Annotated in this window: 19 protein-coding genes; 4 read left to right on the top strand and 15 right to left on the bottom strand. The window is 63.1% G+C overall.

The genetic code is table 11. The annotated features are described in order from the left end of the window. Nucleotides 1-49: 49 nt before the first annotated feature. The 3 genes from gltB to hemE all read left to right on the top strand — a co-directional run bounded on the left by gltB (nt 50) and on the right by hemE (nt 7123). Complete coding sequence (gltB, locus tag HX812_RS07115) at nt 50-4495, top strand: glutamate synthase large subunit (RefSeq protein ID WP_038846427.1); 4446 nt, start codon at nt 50-52, stop codon at nt 4493-4495. A 32-nt stretch (nt 4496-4527) separates the two neighbouring features. Beyond that, nucleotides 4528-5946, top strand: a complete 1419-nt coding sequence (locus HX812_RS07110; protein WP_038846429.1) for an FAD-dependent oxidoreductase — start codon at nt 4528-4530, stop codon at nt 5944-5946. Nucleotides 5947-6055: 109 nt separating this feature from the next. Then, nucleotides 6056-7123: a uroporphyrinogen decarboxylase gene (hemE, locus tag HX812_RS07105; protein ID WP_038846433.1), complete on the top strand. Its 1068-nt coding sequence runs from the start codon at nt 6056-6058 to the stop codon at nt 7121-7123. 118 nt (nt 7124-7241) lie between these two features. Here the strand turns inward: hemE and HX812_RS07100 are convergent, their stop codons facing one another. Then, on the bottom strand, nt 7242-8516 hold the full coding sequence (locus HX812_RS07100) for an MFS transporter (protein WP_080642388.1): 1275 nt from the start codon (nt 8514-8516) through the stop codon (nt 7242-7244). A gap of 124 nt (nt 8517-8640) precedes the next feature. Between HX812_RS07100 and HX812_RS07095 the strand changes: the two genes are divergently transcribed. After that, the gene (locus tag HX812_RS07095) at nt 8641-9534 is read left to right on the top strand and encodes a LysR family transcriptional regulator (protein WP_038846437.1); all 894 of its coding nucleotides are present in this window, start codon (nt 8641-8643) and stop codon (nt 9532-9534) included. 371 nt (nt 9535-9905) lie between these two features. Here HX812_RS07095 and HX812_RS07090 read toward each other — a convergent pair whose 3' ends face one another. From HX812_RS07090 to HX812_RS07025, 14 genes are read right to left on the bottom strand one after another with little or no spacing between them, the layout of a single operon-like run. Continuing rightward, nucleotides 9906-10349: a hypothetical protein gene (locus HX812_RS07090; protein ID WP_038846438.1), complete on the bottom strand. Its 444-nt coding sequence runs from the start codon at nt 10347-10349 to the stop codon at nt 9906-9908. A gap of 26 nt (nt 10350-10375) precedes the next feature. Next, complete coding sequence (locus HX812_RS07085) at nt 10376-11602, bottom strand: beta-ketoacyl-ACP synthase (RefSeq protein ID WP_033897771.1); 1227 nt, start codon at nt 11600-11602, stop codon at nt 10376-10378. Further along, complete coding sequence (fabG, locus tag HX812_RS07080; RefSeq protein ID WP_038846440.1) at nt 11602-12330, bottom strand: 3-oxoacyl-ACP reductase FabG; 729 nt, start codon at nt 12328-12330, stop codon at nt 11602-11604. The genes HX812_RS07085 and fabG overlap by 1 nt, the downstream gene beginning before the upstream one ends. Beyond that, entirely contained in the window at nt 12327-12788 is a 462-nt protein-coding gene (locus HX812_RS07075; RefSeq protein WP_038846442.1) for a hotdog family protein, read from the bottom strand. The genes fabG and HX812_RS07075 overlap by 4 nt, the downstream gene beginning before the upstream one ends. Next, on the bottom strand, nt 12785-13951 hold the full coding sequence (locus tag HX812_RS07070; RefSeq protein ID WP_038846444.1) for a beta-ketoacyl-[acyl-carrier-protein] synthase family protein: 1167 nt from the start codon (nt 13949-13951) through the stop codon (nt 12785-12787). The genes HX812_RS07075 and HX812_RS07070 overlap by 4 nt, the downstream gene beginning before the upstream one ends. Further along, nucleotides 13948-14430, bottom strand: a complete 483-nt coding sequence (locus HX812_RS07065; RefSeq protein WP_038846445.1) for a hypothetical protein — start codon at nt 14428-14430, stop codon at nt 13948-13950. Before HX812_RS07065 ends, HX812_RS07070 begins: the two co-directional genes overlap by 4 nt. Further along, nucleotides 14427-15161, bottom strand: coding sequence for a class I SAM-dependent methyltransferase (locus HX812_RS07060; protein ID WP_038846446.1), 735 nt, complete (start codon nt 15159-15161; stop codon nt 14427-14429). The genes HX812_RS07065 and HX812_RS07060 overlap by 4 nt, the downstream gene beginning before the upstream one ends. Continuing rightward, complete coding sequence (locus HX812_RS07055; protein WP_177128274.1) at nt 15158-16405, bottom strand: NAD(P)/FAD-dependent oxidoreductase; 1248 nt, start codon at nt 16403-16405, stop codon at nt 15158-15160. The genes HX812_RS07060 and HX812_RS07055 overlap by 4 nt, the downstream gene beginning before the upstream one ends. A 33-nt stretch (nt 16406-16438) precedes the next feature. Continuing rightward, the gene (locus HX812_RS07050; RefSeq protein ID WP_038846451.1) at nt 16439-18751 is read right to left on the bottom strand and encodes an MMPL family transporter; all 2313 of its coding nucleotides are present in this window, start codon (nt 18749-18751) and stop codon (nt 16439-16441) included. Continuing rightward, the gene (locus HX812_RS07045; protein WP_038846454.1) at nt 18741-19331 is read right to left on the bottom strand and encodes an outer membrane lipoprotein carrier protein LolA; all 591 of its coding nucleotides are present in this window, start codon (nt 19329-19331) and stop codon (nt 18741-18743) included. Before HX812_RS07045 ends, HX812_RS07050 begins: the two co-directional genes overlap by 11 nt. After that, entirely contained in the window at nt 19328-19753 is a 426-nt protein-coding gene (locus HX812_RS07040) for a thioesterase family protein (protein WP_038846456.1), read from the bottom strand. The genes HX812_RS07045 and HX812_RS07040 overlap by 4 nt, the downstream gene beginning before the upstream one ends. Further along, a complete protein-coding gene (hutH, locus tag HX812_RS07035; protein ID WP_038846459.1) occupies nt 19746-21287 on the bottom strand; it encodes a histidine ammonia-lyase in 1542 nt (513 codons plus the stop codon). The genes HX812_RS07040 and hutH overlap by 8 nt, the downstream gene beginning before the upstream one ends. Beyond that, entirely contained in the window at nt 21271-22206 is a 936-nt protein-coding gene (locus HX812_RS07030; protein WP_016979211.1) for a glycosyl transferase, read from the bottom strand. Before HX812_RS07030 ends, hutH begins: the two co-directional genes overlap by 17 nt. Then, a complete protein-coding gene (locus HX812_RS07025) occupies nt 22203-22937 on the bottom strand; it encodes a glycosyltransferase family 2 protein (protein WP_038846462.1) in 735 nt (244 codons plus the stop codon). The genes HX812_RS07030 and HX812_RS07025 overlap by 4 nt, the downstream gene beginning before the upstream one ends. Between the last annotated feature and the right edge of the window lie 93 nt (nt 22938-23030).

The raw sequence follows: 23030 nt of genomic DNA, 5'->3' as shown, positions 1-23030 counted from the left end.
GAAAAGAAATTTGCCTCGATATAAGAGGCAGCCTGGTGAGAAAGTGTCTATGAAAGCAGGTCTGTACCAACCCGATGAATTCAAGGATAACTGCGGTTTCGGCCTGATAGCCCATATGCAGGGCGAGCCCAGTCATACCCTTTTGCAAACGGCCATCGAGGCCCTGACCTGCATGACCCACCGCGGTGGGATCAACGCCGACGGCAAGACCGGTGACGGTTGCGGCTTGCTGATTCAAAAGCCCGACCAGTTCCTGCGCGCTGTCGCAAAAGAGCAATTTGCGGTCGACCTGCCCAAGCAGTACGCCGTGGGCATGGTGTTTTTCAACCAGGACCCGGTCAAGGCCGAAGCCGCTCGCGAAAACATGAACCGCGAGATCCTGGCCGCCGGCCTGCAGCTCGTCGGCTGGCGCAAAGTGCCGATCGACACCAGCGTACTTGGTCGCTTGGCCAACGAGCGCCTGCCGCAGATCGAGCAAGTGTTCATCGCCGGCGAAGGCCTGAGCGACCAGGACATGGCGATCAAGCTGTTCACCTCCCGTCGTCGTTCGTCGGTTTCCAACGCCGCCGACACCGACCACTACATCTGCAGCTTTTCCCACAAGACCATCATTTATAAAGGCCTGATGATGCCGGCGGACCTCACCGCCTTCTATCCAGACCTGAGCGATGAGCGCCTGCAAACCGCAATCTGCGTGTTCCACCAGCGCTTCTCCACCAACACCCTGCCGAAATGGCCGCTGGCCCAGCCATTCCGCTTCCTCGCCCACAACGGCGAGATCAACACCATCACTGGCAACCGCAACTGGGCCGTGGCCCGTCGCACCAAGTTCGCCAACGATTTGATGGACCTGGAAGAGCTCGGCCCGCTGGTCAACCGCGTGGGTTCCGACTCCTCCAGTATGGACAACATGCTCGAGCTGATGGTCACCGGCGGCATCGACCTGTTCCGTGGCGTGCGCATGATCATTCCGCCAGCGTGGCAGAACGTCGAGACCATGGACCCGGACCTGCGTGCGTTCTACGAGTACAACTCGATGCACATGGAGCCGTGGGACGGCCCGGCCGGCGTGGTCATGACCGACGGCCGCTACGCGGTGTGCCTGCTCGACCGTAACGGCCTGCGCCCGGCGCGTTGGGTCACCACTACCAACGGCTTCATCACCCTCGCGTCGGAAATCGGCGTGTGGGACTACAAGCCTGAAGACGTTATCGCCAAAGGCCGCGTGGGCCCTGGCCAGATTTTGGCCGTGGACACCGAAACCGGTCAGATCCTCGACACCGACGCCATCGACAACCGCTTGAAGTCCCGTCACCCGTACAAGCAATGGCTGCGCAAGAACGCCCTGCGCATCCAGGCGACCATGGAAGACAACGACCACGGTTCGGCTTTCTACGATGTCGACCAGCTCAAGCAATACATGAAGATGTACCAGGTCACGTTCGAAGAGCGCGACCAGGTGCTGCGTCCGCTCGGCGAGCAAGGCTACGAGGCGGTCGGTTCCATGGGCGATGACACGCCAATGGCCGTGCTGTCCCAGCGCGTGCGCACGCCGTACGACTATTTCCGCCAGCAGTTCGCCCAGGTGACCAACCCGCCGATCGACCCGCTGCGCGAAGCCATCGTGATGTCGTTGGAAGTGTGCCTCGGTGCCGAGCGCAACATCTTCCAGGAATCGCCTGAGCACGCTTCCCGCGTGATCCTCAGCTCGCCGGTCGTGTCCCCGGCCAAGTGGCGCTCGTTGATGACCCTGGACCGCCCAGGCTTCGACCGCCAGATCATCGACCTGAACTACGACGAGAGCCTCGGCCTTGAAGCTGCAGTGCGCAACGTCGCGGACCAGGCCGAAGAGGCCGTGCGCGCCGGTCGTACCCAGATCGTATTGACCGACCGCCATATCGCCCCAGGCAAGCTGCCGATCCACGCTTCCTTGGCAACCGGCGCAGTGCACCACCGCCTGACCGAAAAAGGCCTGCGCTGCGACTCCAACATCCTTGTGGAAACCGCCACCGCTCGCGACCCGCATCACTTTGCGGTGCTGATCGGTTTCGGCGCCTCGGCGGTGTATCCGTTCCTCGCGTACGAAGTGCTGGGCGACCTGATCCGTACCGGTGAGGTGCTGGGCGACCTCTACGAGGTATTCAAGAACTACCGCAAGGGCATCACCAAGGGCTTGCTGAAGATCCTGTCGAAGATGGGCATCTCTACCGTCACCTCGTACCGTGGCGCACAGCTGTTCGAAGCCATCGGCCTGTCCGAAGAGGTTTGCGACCTGAGCTTCCGTGGCGTGCCGAGCCGTATCAAGGGCGCGCGTTTCGTCGACATCGAAGCCGAACAAAAAGCCCTGGCAGCCGAAGCCTGGAGCGCGCGCAAGCCGATCCAGCAAGGCGGCCTGCTCAAGTTCGTGCACGGTGGCGAATACCACGCCTACAACCCGGACGTGGTCAACACCCTGCAAGCCGCCGTGCAGCAGGGCGACTACGCCAAGTTCAAGGAATACACCTCGCTGGTGGACAACCGCCCGGTGTCGATGATCCGCGATTTGTTCAAGGTGAAGACCCTGGACACGCCGATGGACATCAGCGAAGTCGAGCCGCTGGAGTCGATCCTCAAGCGCTTCGACTCCGCAGGTATCTCCCTGGGCGCCTTGTCGCCTGAGGCTCACGAAGCCCTGGCCGAAGCCATGAACCGCCTGGGTGCGCGTTCCAACTCCGGCGAAGGCGGTGAAGACCCGGCGCGTTACGGCACTATCAAGAGCTCGAAAATCAAGCAGGTCGCGACCGGTCGTTTCGGTGTGACCCCGGAATACCTGGTCAACGCCGAAGTGCTGCAGATCAAGGTGGCCCAGGGCGCCAAGCCTGGCGAAGGTGGTCAGCTGCCAGGCGGCAAGGTCAACGGTTTGATCGCCAAGCTGCGTTATGCAGTGCCGGGCGTAACCCTGATTTCGCCGCCGCCGCACCACGACATTTATTCGATTGAAGATTTGTCGCAGCTGATTTTCGACCTGAAACAAGTCAACCCGCAGGCGCTGGTCTCGGTGAAACTGGTAGCAGAAGCTGGCGTGGGCACCATCGCCGCTGGCGTTGCCAAGGCCTATGCCGACCTGATCACCATCTCCGGCTACGACGGCGGCACCGGCGCTTCGCCGCTGACCTCCATCAAGTACGCCGGCGCACCGTGGGAACTCGGCCTGGCCGAAACCCACCAGACCCTGCGCGGCAACGACCTGCGCGGCAAGGTACGTGTGCAGACCGACGGCGGCCTGAAAACCGGCCTCGACGTGATCAAGGCCGCGATCCTCGGCGCCGAAAGTTTCGGCTTCGGCACTGCGCCAATGATCGCCCTGGGCTGCAAATACCTGCGCATCTGCCACTTGAACAACTGCGCCACCGGCGTCGCCACTCAGAACGAGAAGCTGCGCAAAGATCACTACATCGGCACCGTCGACATGGTGGTGAATTTCTTCACCTACGTCGCCGAAGAAACCCGTGAGTGGCTGGCCAAGCTGGGCGTGCGTTCCCTCGAAGAGCTGATCGGTCGCACCGACCTGTTGGAAATCCTCGAAGGCCAGACCGCCAAGCAACATCACCTGGACCTCACGCCGCTGCTGGGCAGCGATCACATTCCGGCCGACAAACCGCAGTTCTGCGGCGTCGAACGCAACCCGCCCTTCGACAAAGGCCTGCTGGCCGAGAAGATGGTGGAAATCGCCGGATCGTCGATCAACGACGCCAGCGGTGGTGAGTTCGCCCTGGATATCTGCAACTGCGACCGTTCGATTGGCGCCCGCATCTCCGGCGAAATCGCGCGCAAGCACGGCAACCAGGGCATGGCGAAAGCGCCGATCACCTTCCGCTTCAAGGGCACTGCGGGCCAGAGCTTTGGCGTGTGGAACGCGGGTGGCCTGCACATGTACCTGGAAGGTGACGCCAACGACTACGTGGGCAAGGGCATGACCGGCGGCAAGCTGGTGATCGTTCCGCCTAAAGGCAGCGTCTACAAGACCCAGGACAGTGCCATCATCGGCAACACCTGCTTGTACGGCGCCACCGGTGGCAAGCTGTTCGCCGCCGGCACCGCCGGTGAGCGTTTCGCCGTGCGTAACTCCGGTGCCCACACCGTGGTGGAAGGCACTGGCGATCACTGCTGCGAGTACATGACCGGGGGCTTTGTCGCGGTACTGGGCAAGACTGGTTACAACTTCGGTTCGGGCATGACCGGCGGTTTCGCCTACGTGCTCGATCAGGACAACACCTTCGTCGACAAGGTCAACCACGAGTTGGTCGAGATCCAGCGGATCAGCGGCGAAGCCATGGAGTCCTACCGGAACCACTTGCAGCACGTGCTGGACGAGTATGTCGAGGAGACCGGCAGCGAATGGGGCCGCAACCTCGCCGAAAACCTCGATGATTACCTGCGTCGTTTCTGGCTGGTCAAGCCCAAGGCTGCCAACCTGAAATCGTTGCTTTCCAGCATCCGTGCCAACCCGCAGTGATATGCGCCTGAACAGTTTGATGAGGTTTTAACATGGCTGAACGTCTGAATAACGACTTCCAGTTCATCGATGTCGGGCGCAAAGATCCGAAGAAGAAACTGTTGCGTCAACGCAAGAAAGAGTTCGTGGAAATCTACGAACCCTTCAAGCCCCAGCACTCGGCCGACCAGGCCCACCGCTGCCTGGGGTGCGGTAACCCGTATTGCGAATGGAAGTGCCCGGTGCACAACTTCATTCCCAACTGGCTCAAGCTGGTGGCCGAGGGCAACATCCTCGCCGCCGCCGAACTGTCGCACCAGACCAACACCCTGCCGGAAGTCTGCGGCCGGGTGTGCCCGCAAGACCGTCTGTGCGAGGGGGCCTGCACCCTTAACGACGGCTTCGGCGCGGTGACCATCGGTTCGGTGGAGAAGTACATCACCGACACCGCGTTCGCCATGGGCTGGCGTCCGGACATGTCCAAGGTCAAGCCGACCGGCAAGCGCGTCGCCATCATCGGCGCCGGTCCTGCCGGCCTGGGCTGCGCCGACGTATTGGTGCGTGGCGGCGTGACCCCGGTGGTGTTCGACAAGAACCCGGAAATCGGCGGCCTGCTGACCTTCGGTATCCCCGAGTTCAAGCTGGAAAAAACCGTCCTGAGCAACCGTCGCGAAGTGTTCACCGGCATGGGTATCGAGTTCCGCCTCAATACCGAAATCGGCAAGGACATCACCATGGAGCAACTGCTCGAGGAATACGATGCCGTGTTCATGGGCATGGGCACCTACACCTACATGAAGGGCGGTTTTGCCGGTGAGGATCTGCCGGGCGTGTATGACGCCTTGGACTTCCTGATCGCCAACGTGAATCGCAACCTGGGCTTTGAAAAGTCGCCGGAAGATTTCGTCGACATGAAAGGCAAGAAGGTCGTGGTGCTCGGCGGTGGTGACACCGCGATGGACTGCAACCGCACCTCGATCCGCCAGGGCGCCAAGTCGGTGACCTGTGCCTATCGTCGTGACGAAGCCAACATGCCGGGCTCGCGCAAAGAGGTGAAGAACGCCAAGGAAGAAGGCGTGAAATTCCTCTACAACCGCCAGCCGATTGCGATTGTCGGTGAAGACCGCGTCGAAGGCGTGAAGGTGGTCGAGACCCGTCTCGGCGAACCAGACGCCCGTGGCCGTCGCAGCCCCGAGCCGATCCCGGGTTCCGAAGAGATCATCCCGGCTGACGCTGTGGTTATCGCTTTCGGCTTCCGCCCGAGCCCGGCGCCGTGGTTCGAACAGTTCCAGATCCAGACCGACAGCCAGGGCCGCGTCGTGGCCCCGGAACAAGGCCAGTACAAGCATCAGACCAGCAACCCGAAGATCTTCGCCGGTGGCGACATGGTGCGTGGTTCCGACCTGGTGGTGACGGCGATCTTCGAAGGGCGCAATGCCGCCGAAGGGATCCTGGATTACCTGGGCGTCTGAGCCCTGATATCCGCGACAAATTGACCCGATAGACAAAAGGCACGGCGCATACCGTGCCTTTTGCGTCTGGCTCTGAGAAAATGCCCGCACTTTTTTTGCGGATGCCGACATGACTGCCCTCAAGAACGACCGTTTCCTTCGTGCCCTGCTCAAGCAACCCGTGGATGTCACCCCTGTGTGGATGATGCGCCAAGCCGGTCGCTACCTGCCGGAATACCGCGCCAGTCGCGCCAACGCCGGCGACTTCATGAGCCTGTGCATGAACCCGGAGTTCGCCTGCGAAGTCACGATGCAGCCGCTGGACCGCTACCCACAACTGGACGCGGCCATCCTCTTCTCCGATATCCTCACCATCCCTGACGCCATGGGCCAAGGCCTGTACTTTGAAACTGGCGAAGGTCCGCGTTTCAAGAAGGTCGTCAGCACCCTGGCCGATATCGAAGCGCTGCCGATCCCGGATCCGCACAAAGACCTCGGTTACGTGATGGACGCCGTGAGCACCATCCGCCGCGAACTCAACGGCCGCGTGCCGCTGATCGGCTTCTCCGGCAGCCCATGGACCCTGGCCACCTACATGGTCGAAGGCGGTTCATCGAAAGACTTCCGCAAGACCAAGGCCATGCTCTACGACAACCCGCAAGCCATGCACCTGCTGCTGGACAAGCTGGCGCAGTCGGTTACCTCCTACCTCAACGGCCAGATCATGGCCGGTGCGCAAGCGGTGCAGATCTTCGACACCTGGGGCGGCAACCTGTCGGCGGCGGCGTACCAGGAATTCTCCCTGGCCTACATGCGCAAAATCGTCAGCGGCCTGATCCGCGAACACGAAGGCCGCAAAGTGCCGGTCATCATGTTCACCAAGGGCGGCGGCCTGTGGCTGGAAAGCATTGCCGACGCCGGTGCCGACGCCCTGGGCCTGGACTGGACCTGTGACATTGGCGAAGCCCGCCAACGCGTGGGCAACCGCGTCGCGCTGCAAGGCAACATGGACCCGACCGTGCTGTATGCCAAGCCAGAAGCGATCCGCAGCGAAGTCGGCCGCATCCTCGCCAGCTACGGCAAGGGCAGCGGGCACGTGTTCAACTTGGGCCATGGCATCACGCCGGAAGTGAACCCGGAGCATGCCGGCGCGTTCCTGCGTGCGGTGCATGAGTTGTCGGCGCAGTATCACGAATAACACGCAAAACAAATGTGGGAGGGGGCTTGCTCGCGAAGGCGGAGTGTCAGTTGATTTATTCATGACTGATACACTGCCTTCGCGAGCAAGCCCGCTCCCACTTTAAAGCAGCACCGTATCAGGCCTGCACATTCCCCAACGGCGGCAACTTCGCCAACTTCAACGCCACCAGCAACGCGCCGATCAGCAGCGCCACGATAAACGCGCCGATGCCGTTCCACCCGGCAAAGTGCCAGAAGAACCCGCCCGCCGTTCCCGCAATACTCGACCCCACGTAGTAGCAGAACAGGTACAGCGACGACGCCTGCCCCTTGGCTTTCACCGCGCGGCGGCCGATCCAGCTGCTGGCTACCGAGTGGGCGCCGAAGAAGCCGAAGGTGAAGATCAGCATGCCCGGCACCACCAGCCACAGCGGGGTGAACAGGGTCAGGGCCATGCCGGCCAGCATCAATACGATGGTGCCCCACAGCACGCGGCGGCGGCCGAGGCGGTCTGCGAGGGAGCCGATTTTTGCCGAGCTGTAGATACCCGAGAGGTACACCAGCGACAACAAGCCGACCAACGCCTGGCTGAGGTCGTAGGGATCGGCCAGCAGGCGATAGCCGATGTAGTTGAACATCGTCACGAACGCCCCCATCAGCAGGAACGCTTCGAGGAACAACCAGGGCAGGCCTGCGTCCTTGAAGTGCATGACGAAGCCATCCACCAGGCTGCGCGGCTTGAGGCTGGTGGCGCGGAAGTTGCGCGATTCCGGGAGGATTTTCCAGAACACGGTTGCGGCGATCAACGCCAGGGCACCGATGATCAGCATTGCAGTGTGCCAACTGACGAAGTCGATCAACACGCCGATGATCAGGCGCCCGCTCATGCCGCCAATCGCGTTACCGCCGATGTACAAACCCATGGCCAGGCCGATGTGCTGCGGGTGGATTTCTTCGCTCAGGTAGGTCATCGCCACTGCGGCCAGGCCACTCAGTGACAAGCCTACCAGCGCGCGCATGAACAGAATGCCTTCCCAGGTCGGCATCAAACCACTGGCGATGGTCGCCAGCGCGGCGCAGAACAGCGCCGAGACCATCACCGGCTTGCGCCCCAGGCGGTCGGAAATCGGTCCGGTGATCAACAAACCGCACGCCAGCATCGCCGTGGCCACCGACAGGATCAGGCTGCTTTGTGCCGCATTGATGGAAAACTCCTGGGACAGCGCCGGCATCATCGGCTGTACGCAATACAGCAGCGCAAAGGTGGCGAAACCACCGGAGAAAAGCGCCAGCACCGTGCGCATGAACATCGGTGTGCCTTTTTCGATGAACTCGTCATTGAGCTGGGCCACCACCTCATCCAGAGCGGTGGGCGGTACGTCTTGAGCGAGTGGAGCAACAGCAGCTTTCACGGGGACCTCGGGGAGGAAGAGCGTGCCAGGACAGGCAATGCAAAAAAGAATATAGCTCCCTAATGATTCTTTCCAATATATTGTTCGACCTGTTTGATAGCTTTAACGACCTAATGAGGCTCCCATGGAATTGCGTCACTTGCGGTACTTCATCGCCGTCGCCGAAGAACTGCATTTCGGCCGGGCCGCGCAGGTGCTGGGCATTTCGCAACCGCCGCTGAGCCAGCAGATCCAGGCGCTGGAGCAGGAAGTGGGGGCGCGGTTGTTTGAGCGTACCAATCGTCGGGTCGAACTGAGTGAAGCGGGGCGGTTGTTCCTGCACGAGGCACGATTGGTGCTGGCACAGGTCGACAAGGCGGCGGACGTAGCGCGCCGGGCGCAGTTGGGTGAACTGGGCGAATTGAAGATTGGCTTCACCTCGTCGGCGCCGTTCAATTCCAGCATTCCCCAGGCGATCTTTGCGTTTCGCCAGGCGTTTCCGGCGGTGCATCTGAACCTCCAGGAGATGAGCAGCACCGAAGTGGCCGAGTCGCTGGTGGATGAGTCGATCCAAGTGGGCCTGATGCGGCCGCTGCCATTGCCGGATTCGCTGAGTGTGGTCGAGCTGATGCGCGAACCCTTGGTCGCGGTGTTGAATGCCGGCCATCCGTTGGTGGAGGGCAGTGAACGGGGCTTGCACCTGGCGCAACTGGCGCAGGAACCGTTTGTATTTTTCCCACGCACCTACGGCAGTGGTCTCTATGCCCAGTTGCTCAGCCTGGCGCGTGATGCCGGCTTCAGCCCGCACTTTGCCCAGGAGGCCGGGGAGGCGATGACCATCATCGGCCTGGTGGCGGCGGGCTTGGGCGTGTCGGTGCTGCCGGCGTCATACCAGCGCATACGCATTGATGGCGTGGCCTATCGCACGTTGCTGGACCAGGAGGCGATGACGGCGGTGTGGCTGGTGCAACGCAAGGGCGCGCAGACGCCGATGGCAGAGGCGTTTGTGGAGTTGTTGACACGCAAGGCTGCCCAATAGCTTCCGGCAGGCAGGTTGTTGTGGCGAGCGGGCTTGTTGTGGTGAGCGAGCTTGCTCGCGCTGGGCTGCGTAGCGGCCCCAAAGATCTTGGGAGCGCTTCGCACTCCAGCGCGGGACAAGCCCGCTCACCACAACAGCCCGCTCGCCACAGGTATTGCGTTAGTCGTCAGATCGGCACTTTGCCACGGGTTGCCTCAGGGATGTTTTCAGGCATACTGCCCACGTTCCCGAAAGGGGCTTGTGAGACTCTGAGGATCCTGGGCAACCAGCAATCGCAGAGCCAGGCAGGAAGCGGCGATGACAAGCCAACCTGTTTGTGAAGAGGGCGCCGAAAGGCGCCCTTTGTCGTTTCTGTAGAGCCTGAATTCGTTTTACTTGGTGGTGCCGGTTTGCTCAAACAACTGCGCCGCCGTCCCCACCTCATTCACGCCATTACTGCGCAAACCCGCCATGATGTCGCTGTCCAGATTGTTCACCCAACGGTTGTAGTTGCGATGGATCTTGCCGTCCTTGTAGCCCAGGTCGCGACTGTCGCGGTAGGTGATGGCGTAGCTGTTGCGGGTGTAGCGGATGTCGATGGCTGCGTAAAACTGGTTACGCACGGTGATCTCGGCCTGTACCAGCTGCGGGCTCAGGCGTTGTACCGTCCATTCGCGCTTTTGCAGGGCGTTGACGATCACCGTTTTCAACTTTTCTTCGCTGACCTGGGCGTCGGCCGGCAGGTCGTGCTGGGTGTTGAGGACCGGCTTGTTGGTACAACCGGCGGTGACCAACAGGGCCAGGGTGATCAAGGTAACGCGTAGCAAGGAAGACATTCCGTATTCTCCAATCGATTTAACAGTCAGGACCAGCGGCGGAAGATCAGCGAGGTGTTGACGCCGCCAAAGGCAAAGTTGTTGTTCATCACGTAGTCGTGGTGCATCTCGCGGAACTCACCTTGCAGGTAATCCAGCTCGCCGCATTGCGGGTCGACCGAATCCAGGTTGAAGGTGTGCACGTACTGGTTGCGGTTCATCATCTCGATGCTGAACCACGACTCCAGCGCGCCGCACGCGCCCAAGGTGTGACCGAGGAAACTCTTTTGCGAGCTGATAGGCATGCGGCTGCCGAACAGGCTGCTGGTCGCAAGTGTTTCAGCGATGTCGCCTTGGTCGGTGGCGGTGCCATGCCCGTTCACGTAGCCGATTGCGGAGGGTTCCAGCCCGGCATCCTCCAGGGCCAGTTCCATCGCGCGGCGCATGGTTTTCTGTTCCGGGCGGGTGGTGTGCTGGCCGTCGGCGTTGCTGCCAAAACCGACCAGCTCGGCGTGGATATGCGCACCACGGGCCAATGCGTGTTCCAGTTCTTCGAGTACCAGCATGCCGCCGCCTTCGCCGATCACCAGGCCATCGCGGCCGCTGTCGTAGGGGCGTGGGCTGGTCTGCGGCGCGTCGTTTTTCAGGCTGGTGGCGTAGAGCGCGTCAAACACCATGGCTTCGGTGGGGCACAGCTCCTCGGCGCCACCGGCGAGCATCAGCGGCAGACGGCCGAACTTGATCGCTTCATAGGCGTAACCAATGCCCTGGCTGCCGCTGGTGCAGGCGCTGGACGTGGGGATCAGCCGCCCGGTCAGGCCAAAGAAGATGCTGATATTCGCCGCCGTAGTGTGCGGCATCATGCGCACATAGGAGTTGGCATTCAGCCCCTCGGCCACCGAGTTCAGCAGCATATTGCCGAACGCCTTGATCTCGTCGGTGCTGCCGGTGGACGAGCCACAGGCCACGCCCATGCGGCCGTCCTTGATCGACTCGTCGCCCAGCAAGCCCGCGTCCTGCAACGCCTGCTCGGCCGCCCACACTGCCAGGCGCGAGACCCGGCCCATGCTGCGCAGTTGCTTGCGCGTCCAGTGCGCGGGTACGACAAAGTCGTCAATCGGTCCGGCCAGGCGCGTGTTCAGTTCGGTAAAGCGGTCCCACTCATCCATGCGCCGGATGCCGCTGCGGTTGGCGCGGAAGTTGGCGGAAATGGTCGCCCAATCGCCGCCCAGGGAAGTCATGCCGGCCATGCCGGTCACTACGACGCGTTTCATCAGCACAGGCCTCCATTCACGGCCAAGACCTGGCGCGTGATGTAACCGGCTTCGGCCGACATCAGGAAATTCACCGCACCGGCCACCTCTTCCGGCGTGCCCATGCGTTGTGCCGGGATCATCTTCATCAGTTCCTCCACCGGCACGTTTTCATCCAGCATGGCGGTGTCGATCAAGCCGGGGGCGACGCAATTGACGGTGATCTTGCGCTTGCCCAGCTCGATGGCCAGGGCCTTGGCCGCACCAATCAGACCGGCTTTGGAGGCGCTGTAATTGACCTGCCCACGGTTGCCGATCAGCCCGGAAACCGAGGTGATGCACACGATGCGTCCGGCCGCGCGACGACGAATCATCGGCATCATCACCGGGTGCAGCACGTTGTAGAAACCGTCGAGGTTAGTGCGCATCACCACGTCCCAATCGTCTTCCGACAAGGCCGGGAAGGCGCCGTCACGGGTCAGGCCGGCATTGAGCACCACGCCGTAATAAGCGCCGTGTTGCTCGACGTCAGCGTCGAGGATTTCCTTGCACGCAGCCCGATCCGCCACATCGAATTGCAGCACCCGCGCCTTGCGGCCCAGGGCTTCAACCTCGGTCTGCACTGCATCGGCGTCGCTACGACCGCTGCGGCAATGCAGCACGATGTCATGCCCGGCCTGGGCCAGGCGCAGGGCGATGGCGCGGCCGATGCCACGGCTGGAGCCGGTGACCAGTACGGATTCAGTCATGGCGTTACGTCCTTCGATTCATCTAAATAGTTGGCCGCCTGGGGCGGTCGAAATACGTTCAAGCGGGCGCTGGCCTGGATCCCGTCGCCGGTCAGGTGGCATTCGAACACACCCATGCCGTTGTCGTCTTCCAGGGAGCGCAGGCTGTGGATCGCCAGCTCGGCGCCGGCCGGGAAGTACTCCACGTTGCACTCGAACTTACGTGTGCCGAGCAGGAAGCCCAGTTCCACCGCTTCGCCTTTCTGGCGCGCGCGGCAACCGGCGTAGGCGGCGACGCTTTGCGCCATCAACTCGATGCCGACCCAGGCCGGCAGGCTGCCGTCCGCGCGGTTGAACAGGCCGCCAGGTTTGACGCTGACGCGGGTGTGGATCTGCTCTTCATCGAACGACAGCACCTGGTCGATCAGGATCATGTCGCCCGCATGGGGCAGCAGTTCAGCGAGTGGCCAAGCGATCATGGGGCCTCTCCGATAATCAGGCTGACGTTGTTGCCGCCGAAGGCAAATGAATTGCTCATCAGGCAGCGCTTTCCCAGGGTTTCCGAGGCCTGCGCCCACTGCAAGGCGGGCAGGGCCGCGTCGGCCTGGCCGTCCCACACGTGGGGCGGGACGCGGTTGTGAGCCAGGCTCAACCAACAGAACGCCGCTTCCAGCGCACCGGCTGCACCGAGGGTGTGGCCGCTCATGGGTTTGGTTGATGAGCAGGCCACGCCGTTCGGAAACAGGCTGGCGACGGCCAGGCTTTCCATGGCGTCGTTATGTTGGGTGGCGGTGCCGTGCAGGTTCAGGTAGCCGATCTGCTCAGGCTGCAATCGGGCGCTGGCCAAGGCCTTGCGCATGGATTGCAACGCGCCTTTGCCGGTGGGTTCTGGCGCGGAGATATGGTGCGCATCGCAACTGGCACCGCTGCCCAGCAGGGCGATGGGCGCGGGTTCCTTGCTCATCAGGAACAGCACGGCCGCTTCGCCGATGTTGATGCCGTTGCGGTTCACCGAGAACGGATTGCAGCGCTCGTTCGAGACCGCTTCCAATGAGCTGAAACCGTTGAGGGTCAGCTTGCACAGGCTGTCGACGCCGCCGCAGATCACCGCATCGCACACACCCAGGTCCAGCAGGCGCTGGGCACTCATCAAGGCGCGGGCGCTGGAGGTGCAGGCGGTGGAGATCACATAGGCCGGGCCGCTCAGTTGCAGCCAGTCGGCGAGGAAATTCGCCGGGGCGCTGAGTTCCTGCTGCTGGTAGTCGTAGTCGCCGGGGAACTGGTGCTCGCGCAAAAAATGCGCAATGCCGCGACTGGCTTCGTCGATGCCCGAGGTGCTGGTGCCGAGTACAACGCCGACACGTGATGCACCGTAGGTGTGGATCGCCTGGCGGATATCGCCTTCAATCTGCAACGCCGCTTCCAGCAGCAACTGGTTATTGCGGCTGCTTTGCTGGCCCAGTTCGGCGGGGATGGTCGCCAGCTCGCCGTGCACACCGGCTACCGGCAACACGCGTTCCGGCACCCAGCCGCTTTCGGCGCGCATGCCGGAGCAGTCACCGGCAAACAGGCTGCGGCTGACTTCATCCTGGCCTCGGCCGAGGGCGCAGATCACGCCCAGGGCGTTGAGGTAGGCGCTCATCGGGCGGCCCCGAGCGGCGTGATGCGGTAGCTCAACGGCTGGCCGGTCATGTTCACGCTGAAGACCTCGGACGATTGATACACGATCTGCCAATGCCCCGGCAGGGTGCGCGTCAGGTCCATGGCCTGGGCGCTGGGGTAGAGCGCGCGCACGTCGTCCGCCGACGTCAGGGCAAACAGCAACGCGGCAAACAGCTCGCGCGCCTGGGGATTGGGCGGCAGCAAGCCGTCGGCCTGCCACTCGCCATCGATCAGTTTTTGTCGGGCCTGGGGGATGCCCAGCGGGTCCATCATCGACCAGCGAATTCCGCCGCTTTCGCGCTGGATCACCAACAGCCAGTCCTGGCTCTGCCCGTCGGCCAGGCGCTGCACATGCAATTGCAGCGGCAAGGCCAAGGTTGGGGTTTTCTCAGGCAGCGGCGCCTGGCTGGCGCAGGCGCTCAGCAGCAACAGGCAGCCGATCAACAGCATGCGCATCATGGGGCGGCACTCGTCAGCGGTTTGCGTGCCACGCAGTTGACCAGGGTTTCCTCGCGTTGGCCTACTTGCGGCGCCTTGCGCAGGCCCCAACGTTCCAGCAGGCCGAAATCGCTGGAACGGCTCCACCACAAGTACGGGTACGAGACGTTCTGCGGGCCAAATTCAAAGCCCTGCTCGCGGAGCATCTCCAGGTACTCTTCGGCGCTTTTCTGCACATGCATCGGGTGGCGGAACAGCCAGCGAATCACCCAGGTGTCGATATAGGCTTCGGTGGATTCGGCAAACAGCAGGTATCCGCCCGGCTTGAGCACGCGGTAGAACTCTTTGAGCGCACGGTGCTGCTCGACCAGATGGTGGAAGGTCTGGTGGCAGAACAGGATATCGACGCTGGCGTCCGGCACTTGCAAGGTGGCGCAGTCGCTGCCGATCAGCTCGATGGCCAAGCCTTGGCGCTGGGCTTCTTCACGGCTCAGCTCCAGGCTGTGCGGGTCGGCGTCCAGGCCGATCAGGCGCTCGGGGGCGAACACCTGCTGCAAGTACTGGAACGACTTGCCCTGGCCACAACCAGCGTCGAGCAATACCGGCGCCTCTGGCAAGGGGTCGGTAAACAGGCTGCGCAGGTCGTTGATCGCCACGCGCAGCACATGGTGCTGCCAGGTGTGGCTGCGCAGGAACCAGAAGCCGAACCTGGTTTCTTCGACGTAGTTTTTACTCAGGTACTGGCTAGTCATACCGGCTCACTCGCACAAATCTCCGACAGCATCCGCAACCGCCGCTTGGGCTCGCTGACAAACGGGTTGCGCTCATCCCACGCGTAGCCGGCGAGGATCGAGCAGATCATCCGGCGAATCTCCGGCGAGCTGTCCGGATGGTAGATCACATCCTGGAACGTCCCGGCGTACCAGCCTTCGACGTAGCAGCGGAACGTGTCCACGCCGCGTTTCAAGGGCACGGCAAACTCGTTTTCCCAGTCCACGGTTTCGCCCTTGAGCTGACGGTGCAGCACAGCGGCCGCCATGCTTGCCGAACGCATGGCGATGGTCACCCCGGACGAAAACACCGGGTCGAGGAATTCTGCCGCATTGCCCAGCAAGGCAAAGCCCGGCCCGTGCAGGGTTTTGACGTTGGCCGCGTAGCCGCCGAGGGTGCGCGCCGGGGTGTCCCATACGGCGTTTTGCAGCACGCCGGCAAGGCTTGGGGTTTCATTGATAAAGCCGCGCAGGCAGGCGTCGAGGTCGCCATCACGGCCGTCGAAATGCTCCTTGGCCGCGACCACGCCCACCGAGCAACGTCCGTTGCTGAACGGAATGGTCCAGAACCAGATATCACGCTGGGTTGGATGGGTGGTCACCAGAATCTTGCTGCGATCAAAGCCTTGATGTTCGATGCGGTCTTCGACGTGGGTGAACACCGCCTGGCGTACGGGGAAGTCGGACGGCAGATCCAGGTCCAGCAGGCGCGGCAGCACGCGGCCATAGCCGCTGGCGTCGAGCACAAACTTGGCCTTGAGGTGGTACTCGGTGCCGTTCTCGCGGCGTACGTGCAGGTAACGGGATTCGCCCTGGAAGTCCACGCCGACGATGGTCTCGCCGTAGCGGATCTCCACGCCTTGCAGCGCGGCTTGATCGGCCAGCAACTTGTCGAACTCGCCGCGCTGCACCTGGAAGGTGGTCGGCTTGCCGTTGCTGAAGGTGTCACTGAAATCAAATGCGCTGTAGCGCTCGCCCCAGGCGAACGCGGCGCCGGTTTTCACCTGGAACCCCGCGGCCTGCACAGCGTCGAGCATCCCGGCTTCTTCAATGAAGTCGATGCAGTGGGACAGCAGGCTTTCGCCAATCGAGAAGCGCGGGAAATGCTGGCGCTCGATGATCAATACATCATGCCCTTTGCGCTTTAACAGCGCGGCGGCGATGGCCCCGGACGGTCCGGCACCGATCACCACCACCTGGCGACGTTCCATTTCAACTGTGGGCACGAGGGCTCCTTGCCACATTGGCGATAATCACATTCATAAGGCGTGTTTCTGTTGCCCGGCCCAGGGTGCCAGCATAAAGCTGAATGCCAGGCCCAGGCTGACCGATAAGCCGAAATTACTCACCGCCGGTGTACTGGATACCGCCAGCAGCCCAAACGACAACCAGGTCGTCAGCGCTGCCAACAATGTTCCCAAGAGACTGACCGCAGGACCGCCGATTTGCTCGCGCATCAGGATCGCGTAGTCGACGCTGATGGCCGTGACCAACAGCAGGCCGAACAGGCTGAACAGCGTCAGCGGCTGGCCGAGCCAACCGAGGCTGGCCAGGCTGCACAGGGCTGCCAGCAGCGGCAAGGCGACGATGCGCAAGGCCCCGCCGAAACCGAACGGCAGGATCAGCAGCAACACGATCAGCACGCAAGACATCAACTTCAATTCAGCGGCGCTGATCTGTGTGTCGGCGAACACCCGGTTCAAGTCGCCCAGGCGATCCACCAGTTGCACGCCCGGTAAATCCAAAGCCTGTACGCGCAGCAAGGCGGGGTTGTTCAGGCCTTGCAGGCTGACCATGGCCGCCACGCCGCCCTCGACTTTGCCGAGCCACAGCGTGCGCCAAGGCTCGGCCATCGGGCCGGCCAGCGCGGCATCGATGTCTTGGGTGGGCAGCGCTTGCAGGTGCGCGACTTCAGCTTGCAGGGCGCTGGCGGGCACGCCGAGGTCCAGTAGCGGCTGCCAGTGTTGCGCCAGGTTGTTCAGCGCATCACGCAGTTGTTGCTGTTCGGCGGGCTGGCTGACCAATTGATTGAGCGCCAGGTAGCCCTGGAGCTTGTCCATGTTCACCAACTGATCGAGGCGCTGCGCCAACGCGCTCTGACGCTCCAGCAACTGTTGCTGGTTGTCCGCCCGTACCAGGAAGAACTGGCTGGTGGGCTGGAACCCGGTGATTCGCGCCACGGCCTGCGCCTCTTGCAGTAACTGCGGCGGCGCGCCGATCCATTGGCGGATATCGTTTTTGCTGTTCAAGTGCCACAGGCCACCGGCGCAAAACAGCAGCACCAGCGCCAGCAGGACCGCGCTCGGCACGCGCTTGAGCAGCGATTCGCGCACCAACCACAGGCATTGCGCGATGCGCAGCGGCCATTGCGCCGGGCGCAACTCGACGCCCTTGAGCAGCGCCGGCAACAGGCACACGGCGGACAGGTAGGCACCGACCAGGCCGGCGGCTGAGAAGATGGCGATTTGCGTTAATGCCGGGAATGGCGTCCAGGCCAGCGCCAGGTAGCCGATGCAACTGGTCGCCAGGCTCAGGCTCAACCCCGGCAAGGTGATGCGAAGCGCCGGCCAACTGCGCCACGGCTGCATGCTCCAGCTTTTCGACAGGTAATGCAGCGGGTAATCCACCGCCACGCCAATCAGGCTGGAACCCAGCACCAGCGTCATCACGTGCATATGGCCGAACAGCGCCACGCAGGCCACCGCGCCAAACAGCATGCCCACCAGCACCGGCACAAAGGCCAGCAACACCCGCCAGCGGCGGAAGGCGAGCAACAGCAACAACAAGATGCCGACGGTTGCGCCGCCGCCGACCCAGGTGATTTCCCGCGTGGCTTGCTGCTGACCATTGGCGGCGTAGAGCAAGCCGCTGGCGGCGAGTAATTGCGCGCCGTGTTCGCTGGCCTGCGCGCGACTGGCCTGGAGCAAATCCGCCACTTGCAGCGGCAGTTTCATGTCGAAGGCATTGCCGGTGGTGCGCGCACGCAGCAGTACCCAGCTCTTGCCGTCGGCATCGGCGATCAACGCGCCGCTGCCGATATCCAGCTGCACCGAGCCGTGCTGCGGCTGGCTGTTCTGGATACGCCCGGTGAGGCCCAGCCAGTCGTCCTGGCTCGGCACCAGGCTGAAGCCGGTAAAGGGGTCGAACAGCGCTTGCACGCGCTGTTGGATAAACGCGTCAGGCTGTTCGATCAACTGCTCGCGGTCCTTGGCCGAGAGCATCGCCAGGCGCCCGCGCAGCAATTGCTCGCGCAGTGCCGGCAAGTCGGCTTGCAGGTTCCACTGCACTTTTTCAAACAGCCCGCTGGCCTGCCAGCGCTCGCCCAATTGTTGGGCGACTGCCACGGCTTGCTGGCGATCGGCATGGCCTACCAGTACCAGCATCTCGCGGTTCAGCGGTTCCTGCATGCGCTGTTCGGCTTGCTGTTCCAGGGCGTCCGGCGTGTTGCCCGGCACCAGTTCCATCAGGTTGGCCGACAACGGCGCGCCATGGCGCCACTGCCAGCCGGCCAGGGCCAGTACGGCCACCAGCAGGATCAGGAACAGGCGCGGCAGCAGGCGCTCACTGGGCAAAGTCGTGTTGCTCCGCTTCGCTCAGGGGTTGGCCGGCGGTGCTGTCCTGCATGCGCAAAACAGTGCTGTCGCCTTGGGTTTCCAGCAGTTCGATGGTCTGCACCAAGTCGCCACCGTCGATGTTGATCTGGGTGAAAACCTGCTTGAGCAACAGTGAACGCGGGATCAGCGTGAGCTTCCATTGCTTCGCCTCGCCTTGCAGCTGCAAGTCGAAGTCACGCTGCAAGCCGCTGCTGTCGCCCTGGAGCACGGCGAGGAACAGGCGATTCTGCTCGGCGCCGGCGCTCTTGTTCGGCAGCAGTTGCCAGCCATTGGCGTCACGGCGGGCAATGCCCTGGGCGCTGATGCGGTAGTCCTGTTGCAATGGGGTTTTCAGCAGCCACAGCAGGCCGTGGTCCTTGGCGAGGACGAAGGTGCCTTTGCTGACCAAGGGCTGGGGCAGGGCGCGCAGGTGTTTTTCCTGGGTGAAGCTGCCGTGGATCACGCTGTGTTTGGCCAACTGCTCGCTGAGCTGTTGCAGATCGAAGGCGTGGGCTTGCAGCGACAGCAGCAGCGCCCCCAGAAAGGTGATCCATTTCATGACAGGGCCTTTTCGACGGCGTCGGTGAATACTTTGGGCGAGGCCAACTGCATCTCGTGACCGGCGATTTCCACCGCCACCTGCACGGTGCTGGCACGGGTCAGCCGTTCGCCACTGTCTCGGTCGGTGATCAGGTAGTTGACCTTCAAACGGTTCTCCCACTCCACCAGGCTGGCGCGCACGTTGAGGGTCTGGCCGAACACTGCGCCGCGCACGTAGCGCAGCTGCATGTCGATCACCGGCCAGGCGTAGCCGGAGTCGAGCATTGCCGTGTAGTTGTGGCCGATCTTGTCCAGCAACGCGCAGCGCGCCACTTCCAGGTACTTCACGTAATGCCCGTGCCACACCACATTCATGGTGTCGACGTCAAAAAACGGCACGAGGATTTCAGTGTCGCAATGCAGCACGCCCTGGCTACGCATGCAGCCTCCAGTGTTGCTCGGCAATGCGTTGCAGGCACAGGCGCAGTTCGCCTTCAAGGGCGCGGTCTTCAATGACGGGAGGGAAGTCCTTGGCCAGTTCTTCGTGCATCGCGGCCAGCGCGGGCGGCAATGGGCGTGCATCTTCGGCCTGGGCGCGCAGCCACACGCCTTGGTTGGCGGCGAGCAGCGTGGCGGCGGCGACCTGTTCGGTCAGCTCCAACACACGGATCGCATCGCGGGCGGCGATGGTGCCCATGCTCACTTTGTCCTGGTTGTGGCACTCGGTGGAGCGCGAGAACACGCTGGCCGGCATCGTATTTTTCAAGGCTTCGGCGGTCCAGGCGCTGGTGCCGATCTGCACGGCCTTGAAGCCGTGGTTGATCATGGCGCGGTCGGCTGGCGCGCCGGACAGATTGCTCGGCAGGCCGTGGTTGTAGCGCACGTCCACCAGCAACGCGAGCTGGCGGTCGAGCAGGTCAGCGACGTTGGCCACGAGGGTCTTGAGGCTGTCCATGGCGAAGGCAATGTGCCCGCCGTAGAAATGCCCACCGTGCAGCACGCGCTCTTCTTCAGCGTCGATGATCGGGTTGTCGTTGGCGCTGTTCAGCTCGATCTCGATGAACGAGCGCAGCCAGTTCAGGCTGTCGGCCAACACGCCGAGTACGTGGGGCGCGCAGCGCAGCGAGTAACGGTCCTGCAGGCGATGCAACGGCGCGGTCGGCGCGTCGATCGCCAGGTCCTTGCGCAGCCAGGCGGCGACTTGCATTTGCCCAGGGTGCGGCTTGGCGGCGAACAGGCGCTCGTCGAAGTGTTCCGGGTTGCCTTGCAGCGCCACCACGTTCAGCGCGGTGATGCGCGTGGCCAGTTGCAGCAGGTAGTCGGCGCGGGCGAAGGCCAGGCAGGCCAGGCCGGTCATCACGGCGGTGCCGTTCATCAAGGCCAGGGCTTCCTTGGGGCGCAGCACCAGCGGTTCCCAGCCCAGCTCGCGGTGCACGTCGGCCGCCTGGCGACGTTCGCCACGGAACATCACTTCGCGTTCCCCGGACAGGGTCGCGGCCACGTAGGACAGCGGGGTCAGGTCACCGCTGGCGCCCACCGAGCCTTCTTCCGGGATCAGCGGCAGCACGTCGTGTTCGAGGAACGCCTGCAGACGCTCCAGCAACTCCACGCGCACGCCGGACACGCCGTGGCACAGCGACTGCAATCGCGCCGCCAGCACCGCGCGGGTGGCCTGGGCGTCGAGCAACTTGCCCAAGCCACAACCGTGGAAGGTGTACAGATGACGCGGCAATGCTTCGACGTGCTGCAACGGCACGGCCACCACGCAGGAGTCGCCGTAGCCGGTGGTCACGCCGTAGATCACGCCTTCCTTGTCCAGCAGCGAATCGAGGAACTGCGCGCCCTTGGCAATGCGCTGGCGATACGCGGCGTCGCTCTGCAATTGGGTCTGCGCCTGACGGTTGGCCAGGGCCAGCACGTCTTCGATGCGCAAAGCGCGTTCGCCAAAGGTTACCGGCTCAAGATGCGTCGTCATCGGTCTTCCAGAAAGGGTAAAAGTTGAACCATTGTTGGGGCGCTTCCAGGCAGAACTGGCCCAGGCGTGCGGCGTAGCGCGCGGTCCACAGGGCTATGACCTGCTCGCGGGTGTTGCGTTTCCATTCGATCAATTCAGCGAACGGCTCAATGCTCAGGCGGTAGCGGCCGTTGTGCTTGAGGCACATCAGCAGGTTCACCGGGCATTTGAGCAGGCCGGCCAGCAGCCATGGGCCTTGGGGGAAGGCGGCGTCGTGGCCGAGGAAGTCCACGCGCACCGTGCGCCCGCCGTGCAGCGGCACGCGGTCGCCGGCGATTGCCAGCCATTCGCCGTCGTCCAGGCGCTGGCTGAGCAGCAGCATGGTGGCCGGGTCCAACTCGCTGACCTGGATCAGGCGCAAGTGGGTTGCCCCGGCTTCGCCCAGCAGGCGGTTGAATTGCTCGGCGTGCTTGGTGTGCACCAGTACGTTCATGGTGACTTGCTCGCCAATCTCGGCGAGGGCGCGGCACACTTCCAGGTTGCCCAGGTGCGCGCCCACCAGCATCTGCCCGCGCTCGCCGCGTAGTTGCCCGCGCAATTGCGCCGGGTCGTTGATCTCGATCTGCTCCAGGCGCAGCTTGCCGTTCCACACGTCGAGTTTGTCGAGCAGCGAGTCGGCAAACGCCATGAACTGGCCGAAGACTTTCCAGTGGCTGGGGCGCAGCTCGTCGCGCCCGCTCCAGTCGGCCAGGCGCTGCTGGTATTGCCAGGCGCTGCGGCGCGCGGTGCGGCCAAACAGGAAGAAGTACAACACGATGCCGTACAGCACCGGGCTCAGCAGACGGCGGCCAAGGACCTTGGCGGCGAAGGCGGTGAGTTTCATCAGCCAATAGCTGCCGCGTTCCTCGCGGTCGGCCCAGTGTTTGCCGCTGTCGCTCATGCCTGCCACCGTCGCCACAGGATCATCGGCGCGCGTACCAACATGCCGAAGAACAACCGGGTGTGCATGGCCGAGATGCGTACGTTGTCGCGGAACAACCGGAAGTGTGACAGGCCGTCGGCCGGGTAGTGCACCTGGGTCGGCAACCAACGCATCGGCTGGTTCCGCCAGGCCAGGCGCACCAGGATGTCGGAGTCGAAATCCATGCGTGTGCCGATGTAGGCCGAGTCCATCAGCGCCAGCACTGGCGCCAGCGGGTACACGCGAAAGCCGCACATCGAGTCGCGGATTTGCAGCGACAAGGTGTTGATCCATACCCACACGTGGGTCAGGTAGCGCGCGTACAGGCGGCCTTTGGGCACGCTGTCGTCGTATTCGGGGTAGCCGCAGATAATGGCGTCGGGATGTCGGCGCGAGGTGTCGAGGAAGGTCTCGACCTCGCGCAGATCGTGCTGGCCGTCGGCGTCGACTTGCAGGGCGTGGCTGAAGCCCAGGCGTGCGGCCTCGCGGAAACCGGCCATCACGGCACCGCCCTTGCCCTGGTTGGTGGGCAGGGTCAGCAGCATGACGTTTTCCAAGGTGGCCAGTTGCGCCAGCACGGCGGCGCAGGCCGGGCTGCTGCCATCGTCCACCAGCAGGCAGGGCAGGCCACTGTTCAACAGACTCCGGACCACGGCGGGTACGGCGGCTTCGTGGTTGTAGACCGGGATCAGGGCGCAGGGGTTATGCATGAGATGGCCCCCTGTGGCGAGGGAGCTTGCTCCCGCTGGGCTGCGCAGCAGCCCCAATCCAGGCGACCGAGAACGTCCAGGAAAAATGAGGTG

Origin of the sequence: Pseudomonas sp. IPO3749 (assembly GCF_013386605.1) — a bacterium.
Taxonomy (GTDB): Bacteria; Pseudomonadota; Gammaproteobacteria; order Pseudomonadales; family Pseudomonadaceae; genus Aquipseudomonas; species Aquipseudomonas azotoformans_A.
The sequence above is the reverse complement of the archived record's forward strand: the minus strand, read 5'-3'. Positions and strand labels throughout refer to the sequence as shown.